This window comes from Burkholderia sp. BCC0322, assembly GCF_902833045.1.
In the GTDB taxonomy this organism is placed as follows: Bacteria; Pseudomonadota; Gammaproteobacteria; order Burkholderiales; family Burkholderiaceae; genus Burkholderia.
The window spans coordinates 322,907-344,823 of record NZ_CADFDU010000005.1 but is presented as its reverse complement, the minus strand read 5'-3'; the positions used below and the strand labels follow the sequence as shown (position 1 = coordinate 344,823).

Sequence of the window (21,917 nt, the reverse complement as noted above, 5' to 3'; positions counted from 1 at the left end):
ATCCACCCGAAGGCCATCAGCCGATCGCTTGCGCGAACGACTTCAGATACCGCATGCCCGTGTCGCACATGATCGTCACGATCGTGGCGGCCGGGCCAAGCCGTTCGGCAAGTCGCAATGCGCCGGTTACGTTGGCGCCGGTCGGGCGCTCGGCACCACCGTCCGCTTCGCGCCGGCGGACGGCCGTCAGGCCCGTCGAGGGCCAATGACGGTTGATGGCGGGCGACTGGCTGATGCGGTCGACCCTGAGCAGACTTTCGAGATTCACGATAACGGCCATCAGAATCGGCCGTTCGGCGTCACAGTGTGGAACAGACTCGTCCAAACCGCCGGCGGCAACCTTATCGCGAGCCGTCAGTTACTCCAGGATTTACGGGATGAATGGTTTGAGTCTGACGGTGTTGACTAAAGGAAAGAAGCGTCAGTTGCATCGAGCACATCTTATGTCTTTAGATCGCGGGGCGAAGGCATACCGAACTTGTTAAATAGCCTTGCCAGGTAGGACGGCGATTCGATCCCTACGCTCAAGGCCGCCGACAGCACGGTCGTGCCGGGAACATCCAAGAGCGAACGCGCACGCATTACACGTTGTCGGACTTGATAAGCGGTGAGGCTTTCGCCTGTCTCCTCGCGGAAGATCCGAGTGAGATGACGTCGCGATATGGCGAATTCTGAAGCGATTGCGTCTATATCAATTCGCTCCGCCAGCATGACGTCAAGATACGCCTTAATCTCACTGACCAGTTGCCCGCGCGAAACCTTCGGATTGGTACCGCTCGGCGCGGCACTTAGCACGGCCTCCACGCACGCTGATGCAATCAGCCGATCGATCAGATCGTGTTGATACCGCGACATATCATCTGCTTCCCCCGTTTTGTCGGCCGCGTTGAACTGTCTTTGCATACGCAGCGCGCCAAGCAGTGCATGTGGCGGCGCGCAATAGCGCGGTGCCTCTCCCTTGGCGATCCGACCATTGGATTTGCGCGCACAAAACGAAACGAAGTCGCGCTCCACATATACCGCTGTATGGCAATGCTCTCCGCGATTGCTCGCCGTGTCGTGAAAAATCCCGGCCGGAACCATCGCAAGCACGCCGGCGCTGATGCGCTGCGCGTGCTTCGAACGCTCCGAGGTCAGCGTCAGCGCGCCTTGATGTGGCAGCAGGAACATGAACTCTTCGTGCTCGTGCCACGACGTCACGTAATCGGCCATCGTGATGCGACGGGGCGCAGCCACGCGGTCGGCGGGAATGTGCGATTTAGACGTTTGATAAAACATAACGCGAACCTGCGACTTGGGATTTTCCGGTGGATTGTAGCAACGCACTAACGCAAACCGCCATGGCCCAATAGTGAGCATGTTCCGGCCCAAACGGAAGCGAAGAAAAAACGCCGATCGTGCATGCTGCGAGAGATGACGGACTGGCCTTCGCGCCGGCTTCACAAAGGGCAGCACGCCGATGAGCAGGATTAATTTCGGAACAAGCGCATGAGCATCGTACAACGAGTACGACTTGTACGGGTATTTTCGACCACAGACAAAGGCGGCAACCCGGCCCCGGTTGCCCTCGACGCGAACGGCTGGACCGAGGCGCAAATGAAAGACGTGGCCCGCGCCTATGGTCTGGAAAGCGGGTTTGTGATGCGCGCCGTCGACCCGCGCCACGATTTCCGCTTCCGCTTTTTCGTGCCCAACCACGAGATGGAGATGTGCGGACACGCGGCGCTGGGCGCATTGTGGCTGCTGCGTCACACGGGCGCATGGTGCACGAAGACGGCCCTGATCGAGACGCTGAGCGGAAGCGTCGAAGCGCGATATGACGCGTCCGACGCGCGGATCGAAGTCAGCCAGCCTGCGGGGCGCGTCGAGCCGGTCATTGACGCGGCGCTAATCGCCAGAACACTCGATGCATTGAATCTCGATGCGAGCGATCTGCTGCCTCATGGCATCGCCAACGCGACGACGAGCCGCACCAAAACGCTGGTGCCGGTCCGCACGACCTCACGGCTGAATGCGATCACGCCCAAACTGGACCTCATCAAAGCTCTATGCGACGCCCTGTCGTCGACCGGTCTGTATCCGTTTTCGTTCGATGCTCATGCACCGCACGTGTTCGAGGCACGGCAATTCCCGCGCGCATCCGGCTATCCGGAGGACGCGGCGACCGGCATCGCAGCGGCAGCGCTGCTGTTCGGCGCGCGTCGCTATGGGCTCGTCGCCAGGGGAGTACGCGGCATCGTCGTGCGTCAGGGCGTCGCGATGGGACGTCCGTCCGCAATCACGGTGAACTTCCGCGATCCGGCCGATGAAGGCAGGGGTTGCTGGCTCAGTGGCCCGGTTTGTCTGATTGACGAGGCCTGATGCCATGCTGCTAGGCACACTCGAAGTCGATTTGCCGACGCGCTCATTGCGACGTGACGGGGAAGCGATCCATGTCGGTTCACGTGCCTTTGACGTGCTCGCGGTACTTTTGTCTGCGGCGGGACGTCTCGTAACGAAAGACGAGTTGATGGACGCGGTCTGGCCCGGAACAGTAGTTGAAGAAAACAATCTGCATGTGCACCTTTCCACGTTGCGAAAATTGCTCGGACCGCAGCGCGACCTGATCGTGACCGTACCCGGTCGCGGTTACCAACTCAGGCAGACGCAGGCCCCTGGCGCGAATTTGACGGCGGCGACACCGGTCAGGCAGAGCGACGGCGATATCCCGCTACGGCACAGGGCACTCACGGGACGCGACAAACTGGTCTCCAATATCGCGGCAATGCTGGACACGACGCGTGTATTGGCACTGGTGGGCGCCGGCGGAGTCGGGAAGACCAGCGCGGCAATTGAAGTGGCTCATGCGGCAGTATGCGGCCGCTTTGGCGTCACACGTTTCGTCAAGCTTGCCGCTGCTGCCTCTCCAGAAATGGTTCTGCAAAAAGTTGCTGCGGCATTCGGCGTATCGATACGGGACGACAGGTCGGGGGTTGACGAGCTAGTCTCAACATTGCCGCAAGACCGCACTCTACTAGTGCTGGACAACGCAGAGCACGTCATCGATGCAGTCGCTCGACTTGTCGATTCACTTGGCATGCGGCGTGACAACTTACAGGTACTCGTAACGAGCCGCGAACCGTTGCGGGTATTAGGTGAGGTTGTCTTCCAGGTACACCCACTTGAAGTGCCGCTTCCGGGATCATCCACCACAGAGGTTCTGGATAGTGCGGCAGTACAAATGTTCTTGCAGCGCGCGCAACAGTCAGGTTGCGACGTTGATAATTTGAGAAAAAGCGCTCATCTCGTTGGTGATATCTGTCGTCGGCTCGACGGTAATCCACTGGCGATCGAAATGGCAGTCGGACGTGTCGGTGCATTGGGCGTTCGAGGTGTTCACGGATTTCTCGACAATCGCTTCGAGTTGCTGACGCTGGGATACAGGACCGCTCTTGCGCACCACCAGACGTTACGGGCCAGCTTCGACTGGAGCTTTGCGTCGCTGAGCCCATCAAGTCAGAAACTTTTCGGTCAAGTTGCGGCATTCCGGAGTGCTTTTACTTTTGAAGCGTTGTGTGCGCTAGCGTGTGATACGACGTATACGCTGTCTGAAGTTGTCAGCGGCATTGCTGAACTGACTGAGAAGTCGTTGGTGAGTGTGGAGCCGAATAACGGCGAACATAGGTTTTTCCTTTCCGAATCCGCTCGAGCATACGCGTTGCAAAAGTGTCTCACCGAAGGGAACGACATTCAAATGTTCGCGCGCTATGCCGGTTACAACTTCGGTGCTTATGACGCGGCCCCGGCCATTGGAACGGATTTGTTCAAAGAGAAAGTGGAAGAGCGGGAGCTTGCATAGGATGTCTGAGCATGCAAGGCAAAGGGGGCGCAGACCCGCCAACGCGGCCTGAACTTCAGGTGTTGAATGGCACAAAATCTCGAGCCCGCAGCGCGGGCAGCGAGGTCATCCAATCACGAGCGGGCTGTGAGCAAGTCTCACGCAGCAGTGCGCCCCCCGTTGACCCGAAGCACTTCTCCGGTCATAAAACTCGCTTTATCCGACGCCACAAAAACGATGGCATCTGCAATCTCCTCGGGCGTTCCCGCACGTTTAAGCGGCACGGTGGCGAGCATCGCGGCCTTGCTCGATTCGGAACCCGTTATGCGGTCAAGCATTTCAGTCTGTATGGGCCCCGGAGCCACCGCGTTGACTCGAATATTGTGCGCCGCCGTCTCGAGTGCGGCGGATTTCGTCAGGCCCTCGACCGCATGCTTGCTGGCGACATAAAGTGCGTTACGGGGGGCGCCGCGAATACCCATCGTTGACGATACATTGACAATGCTTCCGCTGCCCTGGGCCGTCATCACGCGGATTTCGTGCTTGAGCGCCAGCCACGTGCCGAGAACATTCGTATCGAAAACGAACGCATATTGATCGACGTTCTGCTCGACGATCGGCGCCGGGTCGCCCTCGTAACCGGCGCTGTTCACCGCAATATCGAGACGACCAAAACGGGAAATGACGCGGTCGACCAAGCCTTGGACCTGATCCTCGAAACGCACGTCTGCCTGCACAAATTCCACATCGGCACCAGACGAACGCAGTTGCTCTGCGAACTTCCTGCCTTCTTCGAGCCGACGGCCCGAAATCACGAGCCGCGCTTTCTCTTTAGCGAAGGCAATTGCTGTCGCGCGACCAATTCCAGAAAGCGCTCCCGTCACAAGTACTACTGGCGAATGACTCATGTTCAGACTCCTTCGGTAACCCGTTACGAAAAAGATTCAAGGTTATCCGAGCCACCAAACGCGAACATCGCGTCACATGGCTCGTATTGCGTTACGCGCTGTAACCCCCGTCAACGGGAATGATCGCGCCGGTAATGAAGCTCGCCGCCGGGCTGGCGACGAAGGCGACCACGGAAGCGATCTCTTCAGGCCGGCCAAAGCGTCCAAGCGCAGTGGCGGCTGCCTGCGCCTCGGCAAAGGGACTGTTGTCTGGATTCATCTCGGTATTCGTCGAACCGGTTCCGATAACGTTCACGGTAATGCCCTTCGGGCCCAGATCCCGCGCAGCACCTTTGCTGTAGCCCTCAATCGCGCGCTTTGTTGCGCTGTAGTCAGCAAGGCCTGGCCAGGTCGATCGCCACGCGAGGGCCGAGGAAATCGAGATAATCCTGCCGCCGCTATCCATTACCCGCGATGCTTCCCGAATTGCGGTTACCACGGCTTCATAATTGATCTTCTGCTGTCGCTCGAAGCCCGATGTGTCGGTGGTCTCGGCCACCGTGCCCGTCACGAAAACGGCGGCGTTGTTGACCAGAATGTCGATCCGTCCCAACCGCTCGACAACGTCGGCAATCAATGCTTTAACCGCAGTTGCGTCCGCCTGGTCGGCCTTCAGGGCAATAGCCTTGCCACCGGACGCTTCGATCGTTGCAATGACCTCTCTGGCCGCGGTCTCGCTGCTGGAATAACTTAGCGCTACGGTCGCGCCTTCCGCAGCGAGCTGGATGGCGGTTGCCGCGCCGATACCGCGTGAGCCGCCCGTCACAAGAGCGATCTTTCCTTGAAGCGTATTTGCCATGATGCTGTCCATTGAGTAGAGGGTGAGTCACGCGCATAGCAATCGCCCGATGCTGTTCAAACGCTGCAAAGACGAGTTGAAAAAGCGTTGCGCGGAAGTTCGCTGCGGACGACTGCCGCAACTTACAGCGTGATGACGATCCTGCCGATATGCCGGTTCTTCTCCAGCTCGCGATGCGCTTCGACGATTCGTTCGAACGGGAAGTACTTCGAGATGGTTGCCTTCAGCTTGCCCGCTTCGAGATTTTCATAAACGAATCTGGCTACCTTGGCCTGACGGGCCGGGGTGGTCGTAATCGAGAACAGGTTATAGCCCCGGATCACGACCTCCTTTGCGAGCGTCCGGAGCATCGGGAGCGGTGTCACTTCGTCGCTCAATGCGCCATAGATCATGACCGTGCCGCCCGGCGCCAGGGCGTCGACAAGCTTGGGGAAAGCGGGACCACCGACCGGATCGAACGCGACGGTTGCACCCGCGCCTTGGGTTATCCGTTCGACCTCGACCACCAGATCCTCGTCGTCGGTGACGACGACATGGTCCGCACCGGCCGCTCTGATTGGCGCGACCTTCTCCCTGGTGCGCGTCGTTGCGATGACCTTCGCCCCTGCAAGCTTCGCAACCTGGATCGCACCGATGCCCACGCTGCTCGAACCGGCAGTGATGATCACCGTATCGCTATGCGTCACGATGCCGCTTTCGATGAACGCTCCCCACGGCGTGATGAAGGGATTCCAGATTGAAACCGCTTCTTCGAACGAGATTGACGCTGGCTTCTTCACGGCGGCACTTGCTGGCGCCAACACATGGTCGCCATACAGGCCGTAATCGTTCATCGAGAAAGCCGGCATGGTGGAAACCTCATCGCCCACCGCGAGGTGCGTGACGTTTTCTCCGACGGCTTCGACAACGCCTGCGGACTCATAGCCCAGCCGGCCGGGAAGATTGACCGGTTCGACATAGACGCCGGTGCGCCACATCGATTCCGCACGGTTCAAACCGATCGCCTTGACGGCGATGCGAATCTCATCCGGTCCCGGTTCCGGCAATGCGACGTCCTCGATCTTCAGAACATCGGGTGCGCCATATTCAGCAAATGTGACGATGCGTGCCATGGTGAAATCCTTTATCGGAAAATGCGATCAGAAGGCCGCACTGGGCTCGTGCGGAAAGAAACGGTTGGATGGCCGTGGAAGGCCGAGATGCTCGCGCAATGTGCGCCCTTCATATTCGCGTCTGAACAAACCGCGCTGCTGGAGCTCCGGGACGAGCTTGTCGACCACCTCGTCGAGGCCGCCTGGAATCCAGGGAAACATGACGTTGAAGCCATCGGCGGCTTCAGTCTCCAACCACTCCTGCATCTCGTCGGCGATCGATGCGGCGGTGCCGACGAAGGCGAAGCCCGAATAGCTGCCGGCGGCTCGCGCCAGTTCCCGGATCGTCAGACCCTTCTCCCGCGCGAGATTGACCATGCGCTCGCGCTGCGAGCGGCCGGCTTCAGTCTCCGGAATCTCCGGTAGTGGTCCATCGGGATCATGGCCAGACACGTCGAATCCGAGCATCGCGTTCAGAGAGCCGATGCCACTGTCGTAGTGGATGAGACTGTCGAGCGTCGCGCGGCGCTCGAGCGCCTCATCCTTGCTGTCGGCCACGACCACGAATGCGCCGGGCAAGTAACGCAGCGCGTCGGGGGCGCGGCCGATCGCTGCCATGCGGGTACGGACATCGGCATTGAAGCTGCGGGCGGCCTCTATCGTCGGCGGGGCGCCGAAAATGACCTCGGCGGTTTCCGCCGCGAACTGCCGCCCTGCCGGCGACGCACCGGCCTGCACGATCACAGGCCAGCCCTGCGGAGGCCGTGCGATGTTGAGCGGGCCGCGCACTTTCAGCGAGGGACCTGTGTGACTGATCGCATGGATTCGTGCGGGATCGACGAAGACCCCGCTTTCGGTGTTCCTGACGAAGGCGTCATCGGCGAAGCTGTCCCATAAACCGGTGACGACATCGACAAACTCCCGTGCAAGCTCGTAGCGATCGTCATGCCCCATCTGGGACTCGTAGCCGAAGTTGAGGGCCGCGTCGGGGTTCGCCGTTGTCACCACGTTCCAGCCCGCCCGACCGCCGCTGATGTGGTCCAGCGACGCAAACCGCCTGGCAATGTGGTACGGCGCATCGAAGGTTGTCGACGCTGTTGCGATCAGCCCGATCCGCTCGGTCACCGCCGACAGCGCCGAGAGCAGCGTGAAAGGTTCGAATGACGTCACCGTGTGGCTCCTCATCAGCGCCGCCATCGGCATGTTCAATAACGCCAGATGGTCGGCCATGAAGAAGGCATCGAACTTCGCCGCTTCCAGTCGCCGGATCGAGCGACGCATCTGGTCGAGGCTGAAATTCGCATGCGGATCGGCGCCTGGATAGCGCCACGCACCCGTGTGGATGGCCGCCGGCCGCATGAATGCACCGAGGTGGAGTTGGCGATGTCTGGTCATATGGTGCTCCGTCGCGTCAGGTGCCGCCGGCTCGATTGACGAGCCAGCGGCGGGCTTCAGGCGTCGAGGAAGGTCGTCGCATGGGCGACGAACGTCTCCGGATACTGATAAATCGACCCGTGATTGGAGTCCGGATAGACGATCAGTTGCGCGTTCGGCAGATGCTGCTGGAGCGTGAACGAATGCCTCGTCGGAATAATGACGTCGTTGCTGCCCTGGACGATCAGCACGGGCTGCCGGATCTCTTTCAGATACGCCAGCGCGCGATCGTTCGGCACGTGCCATTTGCCGATCGCCTCGCCCTGAGCGGCAATGGTTTGCTCGCTCACTTGCGGATCGCGATCCTGACGACGCAGCTTGCGCTCGAGAAAGGCGAGGCCGGCCTTCTGGCTGGCTTCGGAAGGTCCGAAATGGACAGCAAGCCACAGATGTTCGGGCGGGTCGTAGCTGCCGGCGAAGATTTCCGCGGAGCGGCTTTCCGACATGTCCTGTGAACGATGCCCGGTGCCGACGAGGATGATCTTGCGGACCAGGTCGCCGCCTTGCAGCGCGATCTCCTGGGCCACGAAGCCCCCGATCGAAATGCCGAGCACGTCGACCTGGGTCAGGCCCAGCGCGCGAATGAAGGCGATCGCATTGGCCCCCATCTCCTGGAAACTCGTCGGGGTCTCGCCCGAGGAACTGGCGACGCCGGCGTTGTTGAACAGGATCACCTCGCGATCCTTTGCAAAACCATCGGTTACCGCCGGATCCCAGTGGTCGAGGGTGCCGGTGTAGTGCTGATTGAAGACAAGCGGCACGCCGCCGTGCTTGCCGAACCGGCGGTAGGCGAAACGGATGCCGTTGGCCTCGACGAATTGGGTCGGTGCCGTATCGTAATTGATGCTGTTCATGGTTTAATCCTCTATGCTCCAACGCGCTAACCAGGAAGGTGGCGGCCTGTCGGAATTGACGGTTTCGTGCTGCTACGGTGTCAATATAGAAGGCGGACTCGCCATGCACTAGCCATGAAACGCGGTTATGACCTATCCGGAATGTGCATAGATAGAACGTAGGACGCATGGAGGAAGACGATGGACATCAACGCGTTGCGGATTTTCTGCCGGGTCGCCCGACTGCAAAGTTTTTCGGCCGCCGCGCGGGAGCTGTCCATCTCGCAATCGCAGGCATCGCGCGCCGTGTCGGACATCGAGGCCGAGTTGGGCACGCTGCTATTGGCGCGGACGACGCGCGCCGTGATTCCGACGGAAGCAGGCGCCGACTACCTCATCCGCATCGAAGCCGTGCTCGACCAGCTTGACGATGCCGGACAGAGCGTCCGGCAGGACGAACTTCGCGGAACGCTGCGCGTCGGGATGCCGACGAGTGCCGGGGTGCGGGAGATCATCCCCCGACTTCCCCGTTTTGCTGAACGTCATCCGCGGCTGCGGATCGACGTGGTGCTCGACGACCGTCGCCAGGACCTTGTCCGGGACGCGGTCGATGTCGCCATCCGGATAGGCACCCTGCCAGACTCCAATGCGACAGCGCGTCTGCTCACGAGCTACGCACGGCTGATCGTCGCCTCCCCTGCATATCTCGCGCGATGCGGCACGCCCCTGTCGCCGGACGCGCTCGTCGGTCACCGGATCGTCTATGGACCGGCGGCCACTGTCAGCACCGCCTGGACATTTACGCACAACGGAATAACCAGCAATGTGCCGATCGAACCCAATATATCGTTCAGCGACAACGAAGGCGCGGTTGCAGCCGCGAAGGCCGGCTTGGGTATCACCTCGATAGGATACTGGGCCTGCCGCAGGGAGCTCGAGGAAGGATCGCTCGTGCCGATCCTCACCGACTGGTCGATGGTCGGCACCAACGTGCATGCCTATTTCCCCCTCGGTCGCGCGACCCGGGCGGCGGCCCGCGCCTTCATCAATTTCTTGCTGGACGAGTTTGGCGAAAGCGTCGACGTAACACGCGCTGAATGATGTCGCAGCATTTCAGCCATGCGTTCGCCGCGTATCGATGGGTGACGGTTCATTTCTCGCTAACTGCCGTTCACCGAAGGCTTCCGGGTGTCTACTTGTGGCCGAAATGAGCCGGACAACCCGGCGTCCGCGTCGCTCCCTGCATCAGGTTCGGCCCAGCCCCGCAGTCGATGGCTCCGGTTGCAACGCGTGCGCCTGATGACTGTCGGCCGCCGGTCGGCGCAGTACAGCGCCGAGTTCCGGGTTCCGAGTCGAATGGCGAAAATTCAGCGTGACGTGAATGTCGACATCGCCAGGCGCTCGCTCTCCGGCTACGCCTTTTTCGCATAAGTGCTGCACCACCCTTTCGCATTGACTTGCTTGCCACCGAAAATCGCGCACGGCCCCGTCGCGGCGCCGGCCTTGCCCTGGAAGAACTGGCAATTCGCACAGGCCTCGCCCGCCCGGAATTTCGGGTACTTCGCGCGGTCGACCCGGCTGGCGTCCGTCTTGTAGCCGAGCGCCTGGGCATTTGCATCGGTTTCCTGAACGACACCGGCACCGGCATCTGCCGCCGCCGTGCGGCGTCCGACGGCGAGCGCGGAGGCGAGAACGCTGGTCACTGCAATAAAACGTCGGCGTGAAAATTTCATGGGGGGCCTCCCTTCAGGTTTGCGTGAACGGATGTCCGGGACGCGTCGTTCCCCAAAAGACGCAATGCCGCCCGCTCCGACACGGCGCCCGTCGCCGGTGGATCACCCGGCGAACGCATCAGCGAAAGAACAGCGCCCGCATCCCGAACGTGTGATGCGCTTCCGCCGCCATCAGCACCATGAGCACCAGCAGGCACAGCGGCGGTATCAGGATCGCGTACACCAGCGCCAGGCGCTCCCACATCATGTGCATGAAGATCGACACGATCAGCCCGGCCTTCGCAATCATCAGCACGACGATCAGCACCCAGCGCATCAGGCCCTGCACGTTGAAGTAATCGACCAGGTACGAGAACGTGCTCAGCACGAACAGCAGGCCCCAGATCTTCAGGTAGAGGCCGATCGGATGCTGCTGGCCGTGCGCGGCGTCGGGTCGATCGGCGGGATCGATATGTTCCATGGCCTGCCTCACCACAAATAGAACAGCGCGAAGATGAACACCCACACCAGGTCGACGAAGTGCCAGTACAGGCCGGCGATCTCGACGATCTGGAAGTTGCCGTGTTCGGTGAACCCCGGCTGCAGGATCTTGCGTGCGATCAGCAGCAGGTAGATCACGCCGCAGGTCACGTGGAAGCCGTGGAACCCGGTGATCGTGAAGAAGCACGCGCCAAACTGCGCCGCGCCCAGCGGGTTGCCCCACGGGCGAATCCCTTCACGGAAAATCAGGTTGCTCCATTCGAACGCCTGCAGCGACAGGAAGGTCGCGCCCAGCAGCGCGGTCGCCAGCAACAGCGCGGCGGCGGGCCTCGCGTTGCGCCGGTAGCCGAAGTTGACGGCCATCGCCATGGTGCCGCTGCTGCTGATCAGCGTGAACGTCATGATGGCAATCAGCAGCAACGGCACTTCCACGCCGCCCACGCTGAGCCCGAACACTTTCGCGGTATCGGGCCACGGCGCCGTGGTCGACATGCGCACCGTCATGTAGCCGATCAGGAAGCTGCTGAAGACGAACGTGTCCGACAGCAGGAAGATCCACATCATCGCCTTGCCCCACGGCACCCTGAAGGCTTCGCGGTCGGACGACCAGTCCGTGACGATGCCGCGCCAGCCGTCGGGCCGGGCATCGACGGGCGGGGCCGCAGGCGATTCGGCCGAGGATTCGGTGTGGATCGTGGGCGCGGTCATGGCGCGGCTCCATACACCGGCCCGCAGATCGCGGCGACGATCCCGGGGGTCAACCACCACATCGCCGCCAGCAGCACGAGCCAGACCGCGAGCAGGAAATGCCAGTAGAGCGCGCACAGCGCGATGGCGCGTCGAGCCCGGAACGGGTCGGCGCGCCGCAGCTGCGCGATCGTCACGCCCCACGCCGCCAGCCCGCCCAGTACATGCAACCCGTGCAGGCCGGTGAGCAGGTAGAGGAAGCTGTTGGACGGATTGACGGTGACGGTCTGCCCGGCCGCCGACAGCACGTGCCACGCGGCGAGTTGCCCGATCACGAACCCGGCCGCCAGCACGCCGCCGCCCACCAGCCACGCCGTACGGTGCAGGGTCGGTTGCCGGGCGCGCTGCATCGCGATGCCGGCCAGCGCGAGCGCGCCGGTGTTCCACCACAGCAGCGCCGGATGCGGGATCGGCTGCCAGTCGGATTCACGCATGCGCATCGCATAGGCGAGCAGCAGCAGCGAAAACAGCATCGTCGCAACCGCCATGAACACGGCCAGGCCGGTACGGCCCGCATTCGGCAAGCCGGGTGGCGCATCGGGAACGAAGGGGCGCGGCAGCGTGGTCATTCGTGCGCCTCGCCGGGGTGTAGTGTCGGGTGGGCCGCTTCAGGTTCAGGCGCGGTCTCGGGCGGCTGGTTCTGCGGCACGAAGTCTTCCTGTTGCCCCGGCGGGCTGTATTCGTATGCCCAGCGATAGACGACGGGCAGCGTCGCGCCCCAGTTGCCGTGCACGGGCGGCGTTTGCGGCGTCTGCCATTCGAGCGTGGTGGCCCGCCACGGGTTGCCGTCGGCCCGCCGGCCGCGCACGAGGCTCCACGCGAGGTTGAACAGGAACAGCAACTGCGCCGCCGCGACGATCAGCGCGACGATCGTGATGAACGCGTTGAGCGTCTGCGCGGAATGCGGAATGAAGCTGTAGCCCTGATACGCGTAATACCGCCGCGGCATGCCGAGGATGCCGAGATAGTGCATCGGGAAGTAGATCGCATAGGTGCCGACGAAGGTGATCCAGAAGTGCGCGCGACCGAGCGTGTCGTCCAGCATGCGGCCCGTCACCTTCGGGTACCAGTGGTAGAGGCCGCCGAACACCACCAGGATCGGCGACACGGCCATCACCATATGGAAGTGCGCGACGACGAAGTACGTGTTCGACAGCGGGATGTCCACGCTCACATTGCCGAGGTAGAGGCCGGTCAGGCCGCCCAGCACGAAGGTGCTGATGAAGCCGATGGCGAACAGCATCGGCACGGTCAGGTGGATATCGCCGCGCCACAGCGTCAGCACCCAGTTGTAGACCTTGAGGGCGGTCGGGACGGCGATGATGAGCGTGGTGGTGGCAAAGAAAAAGCCGAAGTACGGATTCATGCCGGCGATGAACATGTGGTGCGCCCAGACCACGAAGCTCAGCGCGCCGATGATGACGATGGCCCACACCATCATCCGGTAGCCGAAGATGCTCTTGCGCGCGTGCGTGCTGATGAGATCCGACGCGATGCCGAAGGCCGGCAGCGCGACGATGTAGACCTCCGGATGCCCGAAGAACCAGAACAGGTGCTGGAACAGCAGCGGGCTGCCGCCGGCGTGCTTGAGCGTCTGCCCCATCGACACCACGGCCGGAATGAAGAAACTGGTGCCGAGCGTCCGGTCGAACAGCATCATCACCGCCGACACGAACAGCGCCGGAAACGCCAGCAGCGCCATGATGGTCGCGATGAAGATGCCCCACACCGTGAGCGGCATGCGCATCAGCGTCATGCCGCGCGTGCGTGCCTGCAGCGTGGTGGTAACGTAGTTCAGGCCGCCCATCGTGGCCGCGACGATGAAGATCGCCAGCGACACGAGCATCAGCACGATGCCCCATTCCACGCCCGGCGTGCCCGGCAGGATGGCCTGCGGCGGATAGAGCGTCCAGCCGGCGCCGGTCGGCCCGCCCGGCACGAAGAAGCTCGACACCAGCACCAGCACGGCCAGCAGGTAGACCCAGTAGCTCAGCATGTTGAGAAACGGGAACACCATGTCGCGCGCACCGAGCATCAGCGGGATCAGGTAGTTGCCGAAGCCGCCGAGGAACAGCGCCGTGAGCAGGTAGATCACCATGATCATGCCGTGCATGGTGACGAACTGGTAGTAGTGGTTCGCGTCGATGAACGCGAACTTGCCCGGAAAGCCGAGCTGCAGCCGCATCAGGTCCGACAATACGAGGCCGACCAGGCCGATCGCGATGGCCGTCAGCGCGTACTGCACGGCGATGACCTTGTGGTCCTGGCTCCACACGTAGCGGGTCCAGAAGCTGCGCGGGACGTGGTCGGTGTGCGCATAGGTCATGGCGTCTGCTCCGTCTGCTCCGTCTGTTCCGCTGGCTGGGCCGCGGTGCGGGCCGGTGTCCCGCCCTGTGCCTCGATATAGGCCACCAGCGCGGCCAGTTCCTGCTCGCTCAGGTCGAAGTGCGGCATGATCGGCGAGAAGCCCTTCACGACGCGGGCCGTCGGATTGCGGATGAACGCGCGCAGATAGGCTTCGTCCACCTTCGCGGTGCTGCCGTCGGCCATCGTTTCGGTCTTGCCGTACAGGCCTTTCCAGGTCGGGCCCACGAGCGGGCTGCCGTCCACGGTATGGCACGCGATGCAGCCCTTGGCCGCCGCGAGCGTCTTGCCCAGGTTGGCAAGCGCCTGCGCGCTGCCGCCCGCCGCGGCCGGTGCAGCCTGCACGCGGGCCAGTTGCTGCTGCGCGAACGTGGTCTGCCGCGCCAGCCAGCGCGAGAACGCGGCTTCGTCTTCCACCACCACCACGCCGCGCATGCCGGAGTGTCCGATCCCGCAGAGCTGCGCGCACAGGATGTCGTAACGGCCTGCCCTGGTCGGCGTGAACCAGAAGGTGGTCACCATGCCCGGCACCATGTTCATTCGCGCGCGGAACGGCGGGACGTAGAAGTCGTGCAGCACGTCGCGCGACCGTGTCAGGACCTGGATCGGCCGGTTGAGCGGAAGGTGCACCTCGGGGCTCTCGATCAGGTAGTTGTCACGGCCGTTCGGGTCGGCGGGATTCAGGCCGAACGGATTGTCGTCGCTGATGTAGCGCACGTCGGTCGTGCCCAGCCTGCCGCCGGGGCCGGCGAAGCGGAATCGCCATTGCCATTGCTGGCCGAGCACTTCCATCTGCAGCACGTTGCGCGGCGGCCGGATGTAGTCCGCGTAGACGAACAGCCCCGGCGCGAGCAACGCCGCCACACCGACGACGGTCAGGCCGATCAGCCACCATTCCAGCTTCCGGTTGTGCGGTTCGTAGGCGGCGCGATGCCCGCCGCGGTGGCGATAGCGCACCAGTGCGACCACGATGAACAGGTTGATGGCGATGAAGAATGCACCGGTGATGACGAGCGTGATCGTCAGCATGTCGTCCATGCGCACCCAGTTCGACGCGATCGGCGTGATCCACCACGGACTGGCAAAGTGAAACCCCACCGCCAACAGGATGATCAGGATCAGGGCAATCGCAAGGGCCATAGGCCGCCTCGCCGTGTATCACTCGCCAGAGCCGCCGACACCGGGTTCCGGGTCTCCCGCGGGCGCCGCGCGTTCAAGCTCGGCGCGGCGGGAAACGCGATGGGTCAGTCGTCCCCGTTCTGCTTGCGCAATCGTTCCAGCCGGCCGTAGGTGATGGCCGCAACCACGCCGAACAACAGGTTGGCCAGCAAGGGCCCGGCACCGCGCTCGGAGACGAACCACGGGAACACGGCCGTCATGACGTAGAAGTTCCACCCATACGCGACGATCCCGAACGCCAGCCCGATCGCGGCTTCCATGCCCACGCTCGAATCGAAGCGGAAAGGCGCCATGATCGCGGCGAGCATCATCCCCATGATCGCGCCGAGCACGTAGTGCAGCAGCAGCGCCATCGCCACGATTTCAAGGTTGAATTGCGTCAGCTGGCCGAGCGCGCTGCGGCCCATCACCATCGCCGCGATCTTGTGGGTCGGTTGCCACGGGCTTGTGCCGAGCACGAGGGTCGACCAGACGAATTCCAGCGCGATCACCAGCGCACCGCCCGCGAGTCCGGCCACGGCAGCGGCGACCCAGTCGGGCGTACGACGCTCCCAATGGTGAGATTGAATGTGCAGTTCCATACGACCTCCTTGCCGACGGTTCGACGTCGGCGCTTCCGATCCGAAGGCGTCACGCGTGCCGGCCCTGCGTCCCTGGCCCGATCCGGCATGGCGGACAGGGTCGCCTGCACAATCGGCGAACGATCCGCTCGTCGCATGGCACGGCGGCGGCGTTCCGTTCGCGGTTCCGGATCGGCGCATCGGTGGGCTGTCGGCGCGTGGCGACGCGAGGCCGCGGCCATGCAACGGCGCACTTGGCGAAACGCATCGATGAACCAGGCTGTCGGGCAGGCCGGCTTGCTGTCGCGCGTCAGGGGAAGATCGGTGTAGTAGGCTCGGCGCCCTCCAGGTCCGCCTTCGGAAAATGCTGGGCGACCATCTCTTCGATTTCCTGCTCTCGCAATGCCGGCACGTCGGCCATGATCAGGATCTGGCCTTCCTGTATGGCCTCGCGAAACCGCTGGAGTCGCGCGTTCGGCTCGGCGATGCCGATCATCGCGGCGGTCCACGCCCCGAAACCCGCTCCCGCCAACGTCAGCCCGACGACGGCGCCGCCCGCAATCACGAGCTCCGCCGGGGGAAATACCAGCGCGACGAGTCCGATCAGCGCACCGGCCGCGCCGCCGAGCGCGACACCGCGTTCGAGCGCATGCACGACGTCGCTGCTTTGCAGCAACGATGCTTCGGGCAACTGATCGAGTGTGACACTGTGATCGGCGAGAACATGGATATGGCGCCAGATGATGCGTGCGCGCAGTAGATCGTCGACGATAGCCTTCGCCATCTGCGTATCGGGTACGAGGAAATAAAGGCGTCTCATATGGCACCCCTTTCTTGCCATCAACTCGTCCTCGGGGGACTGCTTTCTATTCTATGTCAGCAGCGGCAACGCGGTGATTCCGCCTGCGAGGCGAAGCCGGCGCAGCGCGCTGCGTCGATGGCATCCGACCGGCGCTATCCGCGTTTGCGCAACGGCTCCAGCAAGTCCCGCAGGCCGTTGTGATCGATCTCGTGCATCAGCGCAAGCTGACGGCCGATTTCGCCGCGCGGGAACCCTTCGCGGGCCAGCCAATTGAGGTAAGGCCCGGGCAGGTCGGCAATGAGCCGGCCTTTGTATTTTCCAAAGGGCATGGTGACGGTGACGAGGCGTTCGAGGTCGGGGTTTTGCATGCCGGTATTGTGCACGGCTTTTCGCGCCTGTCGCAGGCCTCGCGGAAAGGACGCTGCAAACCGCCTGTACCCCGTTTCTGGCCTGCTAGACTGGAATTCCCCCCTGCAAACGATGGAGGGAATCATGTTGTCCGTCTACGTCGTGAAGACCGGCGAGCAGTTCCTCTGCACCGCCGAGGATGGCGATATCGGCATGGCACCGGCGGTTGAAGATGCCACGTCGTTTGGTTCGTATGAGGAAGCGGAAAAGGCCGCGCACGTGCATGCCGACCCCGGATACGAAATCGTGGCCGTCTGCGTGCTCAGACACTGACAGGGCGCCCGCTGCCGGGCGCCCGGCGACGAGATGCCGCTCGCAGTTTCGCTGGCGCCATGCGACGCGGGTGCCGTGACTGGCTGCGTCCGAAATCACCTGCAGACGGACGGATTACGTGTCGGGCGGCTCGCGATGGGGGCGCCGTGCGTGCCGGCAGTCGTGCCGCATCCGGTGCGACGCAGCGCACGCGCTACGCGGAACGTGCCATTCCTGAAAGGCCTGGCATCCGGCGCGTATGTCCCGCATGCGGCGCTGCAGGAATCGGAGCGTCGTTGCGCCGCGTCTATCGTCTCGGCCCTTTCATGCCCTCCGACTCCATGGCCGCATGCCACTCCTCGTTCGCCTCGATGGGGTCCATCGCTTCGTCAACCGAAGCCGTCGCGCGCTCGGCGGCCGCCCGGGTTTCGTCTGCCGCGGAAGCCGGATCACCGTCGCCGTCACCCGGGGGATGCAGCATGTCCTTGAGCATCGCGCTCAACTCCGGCGTGTCCCATGGCAGCCCGCGCCGAGTTCGATCCTTGATGTAGTGCCTCACTTCCGCGTCCTGCTCCACGGTCAGCGGCAGCCCTCGGAAGGTTCTTTGGGGGCCAGCGTCGATCATCGCATTCTCCTGTTTCCAAGGCATTTTCAGTGTACTCGCCATTGCGGGCACGCGAGACGCAATCGCGCCGCGCTTGCGTCGAATCAAACCTGAGGACTCGACAGTCAAGCAGCGGCCGGCAACCGACGTCCTCCTTCCTGATTCCCTCGAATCCGAGACAGGTCATCAACGCCGCCGGATGACCCGGCGTGATCGCCACCCGGCCCGCCATTTGACGGATTGGTGCAGTGCCGCGTTTGCGCCGGTGCCAGGCGAATTCACGGCAATGATCACGCTTTCAATCGATAGACGCGTCGAAGCGGGCAACGAAAGTCAACGCTCAAACCGCGCCATGCGCAGCGATGTTGCGATATTGCCCTTTGAAATACAGCAATGGCTGCGCAGCAGCCGCTTCCTGCCGGTTCAACGCCTTCACTTCACCAATCACGATCAGGTGATCACCCGCGGCGTGTTCGGCGTGGATTTCGCAATCAAGCCAGTGGAGGCTGCCGACAATGATCGGGTTGCCCAGCGGCGATTCCTGCCATTCGACTCCATGCCACTTGTCCGTGCCTCGCCTGGCGAATTGATTAGAAATACTGACTTGCCCCTCTGACAGGATATTGACGACGAATCGACCTGCCTGGCGAATCCTGGGATAGCTGGCCGAACCGGACATGACGCTGAACGACACCAGCGGCGGGTTCATCGACACGCTATGGAACGACTGGCAAGTGAAGCCGATCGGCTCACCCTCAACGCGTGAGGCAATGACCGTGATGCCGGATGCGTAGTGCCCGAGCGCTTCGCGAAAGCTCGATGGCTCGATGGCCGTGCTGGAAAGTGACATGGTAGATACTGAATGCCGGAGGCGGCTCGAACGGGGCAAACCCCTCTTCTGCGGCGTCACCCGACCCGTTTCGATCGGAAACAACCTTCAGGCCCGCTTGCGCTTGCCGGCTTGATCGGGGTCGACAACGATGCTTGCTTCAACTGGATACTCGGGCAACCCGGGCGGCGTATTTCAGCAGATTCAGGGAGTCCTGCTAATAAACTCCCTGAAACCCATCGCCTTCGATCCTGCCGAGCATCGCATCGACTTTCGCTCAGAACGCGTTCGAGCGTTCTCTTCGGACGATTTCTGCGCCCGCACTTAAAGCATTCAGCTTGCCTCTCGCGACGTCACGAGACAAGGGCGCCATGCCGCAGTTGGTGCAAGGATAGAGCTTGTCGGCATCGACAAACTGAAGCGCCTTCCGCAAGGTGTCGGCGACTTCCTCGGGCGTTTCAATGGTATTGGTTGCCACATCAATGGCCCCCACCATGACCTTTTTACCTCGAATGAGTTCGATCAGATCCATTGGAACACGAGAGTTGTGGCATTCCAGCGAAACCATGTCGATACTGGATTTTTGCAGCTTGGGAAAGGCTTCTTCGTATTGGCGCCACTCCGACCCCAGCGTCTTTTTCCAATCCGTATTGGCCTTGATGCCATAGCCATAGCAAATATGCACGGCAGTCTCGCACTTGAGACCTTCTATGGCCCTCTCCAGGGTCGCCACGCCCCAATCATTCACTTCATCGAAGAAAACATTGAACGCGGGCTCGTCGAATTGAATGATGTCGACGCCGGCCGCCTCCAGCTCCCTGGCTTCCTGGTTCAGGATCTTTGCGAACTCCCAGGCCAGTTTCTCGCGACTTTTGTAATGATCGTCATAGAGCGTATCGATCATGGTCATGGGGCCCGGCAGCGCCCATTTGATGGGTTGCGTGGTCTGCTGGCGCAGGAACCTGGCATCTTCGACGAAAACCGGCTTTTGTCGCGCAACGGCATCGACGACCGTCGGCACGCTTGCATCATAGCGATCACGGATTCGAACGGTCTTGCGGTTCGCAAAATCAACGCCGCTGAGGTGCTCGATGAACGTCGTCACAAAATGCTGGCGCGTTTGCTCGCCATCACTGACGATATCGATGCCCGCATGTTGCTGCTCTTGCAATGACAAGCGCAAAGCATCTCGTTTGCCTTCGATCAACCCCTCATCCTGTAGCTTCCAGGGCGACCAAAGCGTCTCGGGTTGTGCGAGCCAGGAGGGTTTGGGCAAGCTGCCGGCAGTTGAAGTCGGGAACAATTTCTTCACAATAGGTGACCGTGGTTTTTTGATGAATCAAAGCGCGTAGTTGGCGGACCACTGCTCAAGGACAGCGTGGTACGGTTTGATGAAGTGCTCCTCGACAAACCTTCCCTGCTCGATAGCCAGCCGGCTGCGTTCTTCCCGATCGTAAACAATTCGGGTCAATGAAAAATCCTGATGCTTCAGACTTGGCCGATAGGATTTTCCTGCTGCTGAATTCGCGTTGTAAATCTCGGGCCGGTAGATCTTCTGGAACGTATCCATCGTGCTGATGGTGCCGATAAGCTCGAGATCGCTGTAGTCGCCCAGCAAATCGCCGGAAAAATAGAATGCCAAAGGTGCAACACTATTCGGGGGCATGAAATAGCGAACCTTCAACCCCATTTTTTTGAAATATTCGTCGGTCAGCGAGTATTCGTCCTGCTCGTATTCAATACCCAATACCGGATGCTGATTGGCGGTTCGATAATAGTTCCTGCTACTCGACACGCTCAGGCAGATAACGGGTTGCTTGCTGAAATTGGCCCGGTAGGCGCTTGAATTCACGAAGCACTTGAACAGCTTCCCGTGCAGATCTCCAAAATTCTCCGGCGTGCTGAACTCGGACTGGTTCCTGGTGTGATCCAGCAGTAGAACGCTGAAGTCATAATCCCGCACGTAAGAGGAGAAATTATTCCCTACGATGCCTTCGATGCGCTCATGGGTCTTCCGATCGACAATATTGGTTTTCAACATCTCGATCAAGGGGAGCGAACTGCCGCTGCTCTCGCCGTCAATGCTCATTTCAACGGAAATGATTTCAAGTTCGACGGCATAGCGATCGCCTGCGGGATTGTCCCAATGCGCCAGGGCATTGAAACGATTGTCGATCATCCTGAATGTATTGCGCAAGTTCTCTCGGCGATTCGCGCCTCTGGCCAAGTTGGCGAAGTTGGTCGTGATACGCGTGCTGTCTGACGGACGATAGTCTTCATCGAAACAAATGCGCTTGATGGCAAATGTAAAATCCTGACTCATTTTGATCTGGCACCCTGATTTCCGAGATAAAGCCTGAATTCAGGCCGTGACTTTTCAATGCTGTCCGATTTTATTTTCTGATTTTTTCTCAGAAATATGTTTCACATCGGCGTTCAAGTCGAAATTCTATGCCGGGCCATCCATGAAAAAAAGTGAATTTCTCTCATCAATCCATTAGCCACGTTCATGATTCGACGTGCCAGTTGGTTTTCTCGCGCACTCGCCCTTCTCCATTCGCCCCGTCATGGCCTGATGGAGGCAGCTTCGCGGTCATGCGACGCTTCATGTCCCGACGCTCTCGCGTCCAGGAACATCGGCCTCAGGGCCCTTCCTTGCTTGCGGGAGGTTGACCGCTCCGGCGCTCGGCCAACGGCAAAGTCATGGAGCGCGCGTGGCGAACGCGTCGCGCGACAAGCGGATTCGCTTGCTTCGGATCGAATCGCGCGGCGAACCGCGAAATGAAGCGTGCGTGAAAGAGACGTCCCTCACTGCGGGGGCGAGGGGCGACGAACGACGAATGAAGTAGCCGATAGCTGGTTCGATCTTGCGCTGAATCGCAGCAGACAAGGGGCGCAGGTCGGTACCGAGTCGCTTCCGATGCGCCAGCGCCGTGCCAAAGGCCTGCAGCCTGGCGATCCGGAACATGCGTCGGACGGTACGCAGCGCGACCGGGGTTTTGTTCGAGCACGCTGCCTTAAAGCCGTTCCGCTTGTTG

General features: G+C 61.5%; 25 protein-coding genes. 4 read left to right on the top strand and 21 right to left on the bottom strand.

What is annotated here, in order from left to right; genetic code table 11:
• Positions 1 to 16: 16 nt before the first annotated feature.
• Entirely contained in the window at positions 17 to 325 is a 309-nt protein-coding gene (locus tag HWX39_RS36305) for a hypothetical protein (RefSeq protein WP_244135037.1), read from the bottom strand.
• A 116-nt stretch (positions 326 to 441) separates the two neighbouring features.
• A complete protein-coding gene (locus tag HWX39_RS17455) occupies positions 442 to 1,503 on the bottom strand; it encodes an AraC family transcriptional regulator (RefSeq protein WP_244135036.1) in 1,062 nt (353 codons plus the stop codon).
• Here HWX39_RS17455 and HWX39_RS17450 point away from each other — a divergent pair.
• Positions 1,489 to 2,361, top strand: a complete 873-nt coding sequence (locus tag HWX39_RS17450) for a PhzF family phenazine biosynthesis isomerase (RefSeq protein WP_175969235.1) — start codon at positions 1,489 to 1,491, stop codon at positions 2,359 to 2,361. The two genes, HWX39_RS17455 and HWX39_RS17450, sit on opposite strands and share 15 nt — an antisense overlap.
• A 4-nt stretch (positions 2,362 to 2,365) precedes the next feature.
• A complete protein-coding gene (locus tag HWX39_RS17445) occupies positions 2,366 to 3,838 on the top strand; it encodes a winged helix-turn-helix domain-containing protein (RefSeq protein WP_175969234.1) in 1,473 nt (490 codons plus the stop codon).
• Positions 3,839 to 3,975: 137 nt separating this feature from the next.
• Here HWX39_RS17445 and HWX39_RS17440 read toward each other — a convergent pair whose 3' ends face one another.
• The 5 genes from HWX39_RS17440 to HWX39_RS17420 all read right to left on the bottom strand — a co-directional run bounded on the left by HWX39_RS17440 (position 3,976) and on the right by HWX39_RS17420 (position 8,942).
• Positions 3,976 to 4,725 (bottom strand): glucose 1-dehydrogenase, encoded by a 750-nt coding sequence (locus tag HWX39_RS17440; protein ID WP_175969233.1) that lies wholly within the window; start codon positions 4,723 to 4,725, stop codon positions 3,976 to 3,978.
• A 91-nt stretch (positions 4,726 to 4,816) separates the two neighbouring features.
• On the bottom strand, positions 4,817 to 5,563 hold the full coding sequence (locus HWX39_RS17435) for an SDR family oxidoreductase (protein WP_175969232.1): 747 nt from the start codon (positions 5,561 to 5,563) through the stop codon (positions 4,817 to 4,819).
• Positions 5,564 to 5,685: 122 nt separating this feature from the next.
• Entirely contained in the window at positions 5,686 to 6,675 is a 990-nt protein-coding gene (locus tag HWX39_RS17430; RefSeq protein ID WP_175969231.1) for a zinc-dependent alcohol dehydrogenase family protein, read from the bottom strand.
• Between the two features lie 27 nt (positions 6,676 to 6,702).
• A complete protein-coding gene (locus HWX39_RS17425; RefSeq protein ID WP_175969230.1) occupies positions 6,703 to 8,049 on the bottom strand; it encodes an LLM class flavin-dependent oxidoreductase in 1,347 nt (448 codons plus the stop codon).
• Positions 8,050 to 8,105: 56 nt separating this feature from the next.
• Entirely contained in the window at positions 8,106 to 8,942 is an 837-nt protein-coding gene (locus HWX39_RS17420; RefSeq protein ID WP_175969229.1) for an alpha/beta hydrolase, read from the bottom strand.
• A gap of 180 nt (positions 8,943 to 9,122) precedes the next feature.
• On the opposite strand from HWX39_RS17420, the gene HWX39_RS17415 reads away from it, so the two are divergent.
• Positions 9,123 to 10,022 carry a LysR family transcriptional regulator gene (locus HWX39_RS17415; protein ID WP_175969228.1) on the top strand — a complete coding sequence of 300 codons (900 nt, stop codon included), beginning with the start codon at positions 9,123 to 9,125 and terminating at the stop codon, positions 10,020 to 10,022.
• 311 nt (positions 10,023 to 10,333) lie between these two features.
• Here the strand turns inward: HWX39_RS17415 and HWX39_RS17410 are convergent, their stop codons facing one another.
• The 9 genes from HWX39_RS17410 to HWX39_RS17370 all read right to left on the bottom strand — a co-directional run bounded on the left by HWX39_RS17410 (position 10,334) and on the right by HWX39_RS17370 (position 17,154).
• On the bottom strand, positions 10,334 to 10,654 hold the full coding sequence (locus tag HWX39_RS17410; RefSeq protein WP_175969227.1) for a high-potential iron-sulfur protein: 321 nt from the start codon (positions 10,652 to 10,654) through the stop codon (positions 10,334 to 10,336).
• A gap of 118 nt (positions 10,655 to 10,772) precedes the next feature.
• The gene (locus HWX39_RS17405; protein ID WP_175969226.1) at positions 10,773 to 11,114 is read right to left on the bottom strand and encodes a cytochrome C oxidase subunit IV family protein; all 342 of its coding nucleotides are present in this window, start codon (positions 11,112 to 11,114) and stop codon (positions 10,773 to 10,775) included.
• An 8-nt stretch (positions 11,115 to 11,122) separates the two neighbouring features.
• Positions 11,123 to 11,842, bottom strand: a complete 720-nt coding sequence (locus HWX39_RS17400) for a heme-copper oxidase subunit III family protein (protein WP_175969225.1) — start codon at positions 11,840 to 11,842, stop codon at positions 11,123 to 11,125.
• Entirely contained in the window at positions 11,839 to 12,450 is a 612-nt protein-coding gene (locus HWX39_RS17395; protein ID WP_175969224.1) for a cytochrome c oxidase subunit 3, read from the bottom strand. The genes HWX39_RS17400 and HWX39_RS17395 overlap by 4 nt, the downstream gene beginning before the upstream one ends.
• Entirely contained in the window at positions 12,447 to 14,207 is a 1,761-nt protein-coding gene (gene ctaD / locus HWX39_RS17390) for a cytochrome c oxidase subunit I (protein ID WP_175969223.1), read from the bottom strand. Before ctaD ends, HWX39_RS17395 begins: the two co-directional genes overlap by 4 nt.
• Positions 14,204 to 15,385 (bottom strand): cytochrome c oxidase subunit II, encoded by a 1,182-nt coding sequence (locus HWX39_RS17385; protein WP_175969222.1) that lies wholly within the window; start codon positions 15,383 to 15,385, stop codon positions 14,204 to 14,206. The genes ctaD and HWX39_RS17385 overlap by 4 nt, the downstream gene beginning before the upstream one ends.
• Positions 15,386 to 15,489: 104 nt before the next feature.
• Complete coding sequence (locus HWX39_RS17380) at positions 15,490 to 16,005, bottom strand: hypothetical protein (RefSeq protein WP_175969221.1); 516 nt, start codon at positions 16,003 to 16,005, stop codon at positions 15,490 to 15,492.
• Between the two features lie 289 nt (positions 16,006 to 16,294).
• A complete protein-coding gene (locus tag HWX39_RS17375) occupies positions 16,295 to 16,804 on the bottom strand; it encodes a hypothetical protein (RefSeq protein ID WP_043184322.1) in 510 nt (169 codons plus the stop codon).
• Between the two features lie 134 nt (positions 16,805 to 16,938).
• Positions 16,939 to 17,154, bottom strand: a complete 216-nt coding sequence (locus tag HWX39_RS17370) for a DUF3820 family protein (protein ID WP_175969220.1) — start codon at positions 17,152 to 17,154, stop codon at positions 16,939 to 16,941.
• Between the two features lie 124 nt (positions 17,155 to 17,278).
• On the opposite strand from HWX39_RS17370, the gene HWX39_RS17365 reads away from it, so the two are divergent.
• Positions 17,279 to 17,467 carry a hypothetical protein gene (locus tag HWX39_RS17365; protein WP_175952373.1) on the top strand — a complete coding sequence of 63 codons (189 nt, stop codon included), beginning with the start codon at positions 17,279 to 17,281 and terminating at the stop codon, positions 17,465 to 17,467.
• A 286-nt stretch (positions 17,468 to 17,753) separates the two neighbouring features.
• On the opposite strand, the gene HWX39_RS17360 is transcribed toward HWX39_RS17365, so the two are convergent.
• From HWX39_RS17360 to HWX39_RS17340, 5 genes are all read right to left on the bottom strand, one after another.
• Entirely contained in the window at positions 17,754 to 18,071 is a 318-nt protein-coding gene (locus HWX39_RS17360; RefSeq protein WP_175952372.1) for a hypothetical protein, read from the bottom strand.
• Positions 18,072 to 18,390: 319 nt separating this feature from the next.
• The gene (locus HWX39_RS17355; protein WP_175969219.1) at positions 18,391 to 18,900 is read right to left on the bottom strand and encodes a flavin reductase family protein; all 510 of its coding nucleotides are present in this window, start codon (positions 18,898 to 18,900) and stop codon (positions 18,391 to 18,393) included.
• Positions 18,901 to 19,156: 256 nt separating this feature from the next.
• Complete coding sequence (locus HWX39_RS17350) at positions 19,157 to 20,191, bottom strand: methionine synthase (protein WP_175969218.1); 1,035 nt, start codon at positions 20,189 to 20,191, stop codon at positions 19,157 to 19,159.
• Between the two features lie 27 nt (positions 20,192 to 20,218).
• Positions 20,219 to 21,202, bottom strand: a complete 984-nt coding sequence (locus tag HWX39_RS17345) for a DUF1852 domain-containing protein (protein WP_175969217.1) — start codon at positions 21,200 to 21,202, stop codon at positions 20,219 to 20,221.
• 378 nt (positions 21,203 to 21,580) lie between these two features.
• Positions 21,581 to 21,847 carry a hypothetical protein gene (locus tag HWX39_RS17340; protein ID WP_175969216.1) on the bottom strand — a complete coding sequence of 89 codons (267 nt, stop codon included), beginning with the start codon at positions 21,845 to 21,847 and terminating at the stop codon, positions 21,581 to 21,583.
• Positions 21,848 to 21,917 lie beyond the last annotated feature (70 nt).

Bases quoted from the DNA above. Each gene is read 5' to 3' on its own strand.
- HWX39_RS17450 (WP_175969235.1), top strand. From the start codon at position 1,489: ATGAGCATCGTACAACGAGTACGACTTGTACGGGTATTTTCGACCACA.
- HWX39_RS17445 (WP_175969234.1), top strand. From the start codon at position 2,366: ATGCTGCTAGGCACACTCGAAGTCGATTTGCCGACGCGCTCATTGCGA.
- HWX39_RS17440 (WP_175969233.1), bottom strand. From the start codon at position 4,725: ATGAGTCATTCGCCAGTAGTACTTGTGACGGGAGCGCTTTCTGGAATT.
- HWX39_RS17435 (WP_175969232.1), bottom strand. From the start codon at position 5,563: ATGGCAAATACGCTTCAAGGAAAGATCGCTCTTGTGACGGGCGGCTCA.
- HWX39_RS17430 (WP_175969231.1), bottom strand. From the start codon at position 6,675: ATGGCACGCATCGTCACATTTGCTGAATATGGCGCACCCGATGTTCTG.
- HWX39_RS17425 (WP_175969230.1), bottom strand. From the start codon at position 8,049: ATGACCAGACATCGCCAACTCCACCTCGGTGCATTCATGCGGCCGGCG.
- HWX39_RS17420 (WP_175969229.1), bottom strand. From the start codon at position 8,942: ATGAACAGCATCAATTACGATACGGCACCGACCCAATTCGTCGAGGCC.
- HWX39_RS17415 (WP_175969228.1), top strand. From the start codon at position 9,123: ATGGACATCAACGCGTTGCGGATTTTCTGCCGGGTCGCCCGACTGCAA.
- HWX39_RS17410 (WP_175969227.1), bottom strand. From the start codon at position 10,654: ATGAAATTTTCACGCCGACGTTTTATTGCAGTGACCAGCGTTCTCGCC.
- HWX39_RS17405 (WP_175969226.1), bottom strand. From the start codon at position 11,114: ATGGAACATATCGATCCCGCCGATCGACCCGACGCCGCGCACGGCCAG.
- HWX39_RS17400 (WP_175969225.1), bottom strand. From the start codon at position 11,842: ATGACCGCGCCCACGATCCACACCGAATCCTCGGCCGAATCGCCTGCG.
- HWX39_RS17395 (WP_175969224.1), bottom strand. From the start codon at position 12,450: ATGACCACGCTGCCGCGCCCCTTCGTTCCCGATGCGCCACCCGGCTTG.
- ctaD (WP_175969223.1), bottom strand. From the start codon at position 14,207: ATGACCTATGCGCACACCGACCACGTCCCGCGCAGCTTCTGGACCCGC.
- HWX39_RS17385 (WP_175969222.1), bottom strand. From the start codon at position 15,385: ATGGCCCTTGCGATTGCCCTGATCCTGATCATCCTGTTGGCGGTGGGG.
- HWX39_RS17380 (WP_175969221.1), bottom strand. From the start codon at position 16,005: ATGGAACTGCACATTCAATCTCACCATTGGGAGCGTCGTACGCCCGAC.
- HWX39_RS17375 (WP_043184322.1), bottom strand. From the start codon at position 16,804: ATGAGACGCCTTTATTTCCTCGTACCCGATACGCAGATGGCGAAGGCT.
- HWX39_RS17370 (WP_175969220.1), bottom strand. From the start codon at position 17,154: ATGCAAAACCCCGACCTCGAACGCCTCGTCACCGTCACCATGCCCTTT.
- HWX39_RS17365 (WP_175952373.1), top strand. From the start codon at position 17,279: ATGTTGTCCGTCTACGTCGTGAAGACCGGCGAGCAGTTCCTCTGCACC.
- HWX39_RS17360 (WP_175952372.1), bottom strand. From the start codon at position 18,071: ATGATCGACGCTGGCCCCCAAAGAACCTTCCGAGGGCTGCCGCTGACC.
- HWX39_RS17355 (WP_175969219.1), bottom strand. From the start codon at position 18,900: ATGTCACTTTCCAGCACGGCCATCGAGCCATCGAGCTTTCGCGAAGCG.
- HWX39_RS17345 (WP_175969217.1), bottom strand. From the start codon at position 21,202: ATGAGTCAGGATTTTACATTTGCCATCAAGCGCATTTGTTTCGATGAA.
- HWX39_RS17340 (WP_175969216.1), bottom strand. From the start codon at position 21,847: ATGTTCCGGATCGCCAGGCTGCAGGCCTTTGGCACGGCGCTGGCGCAT.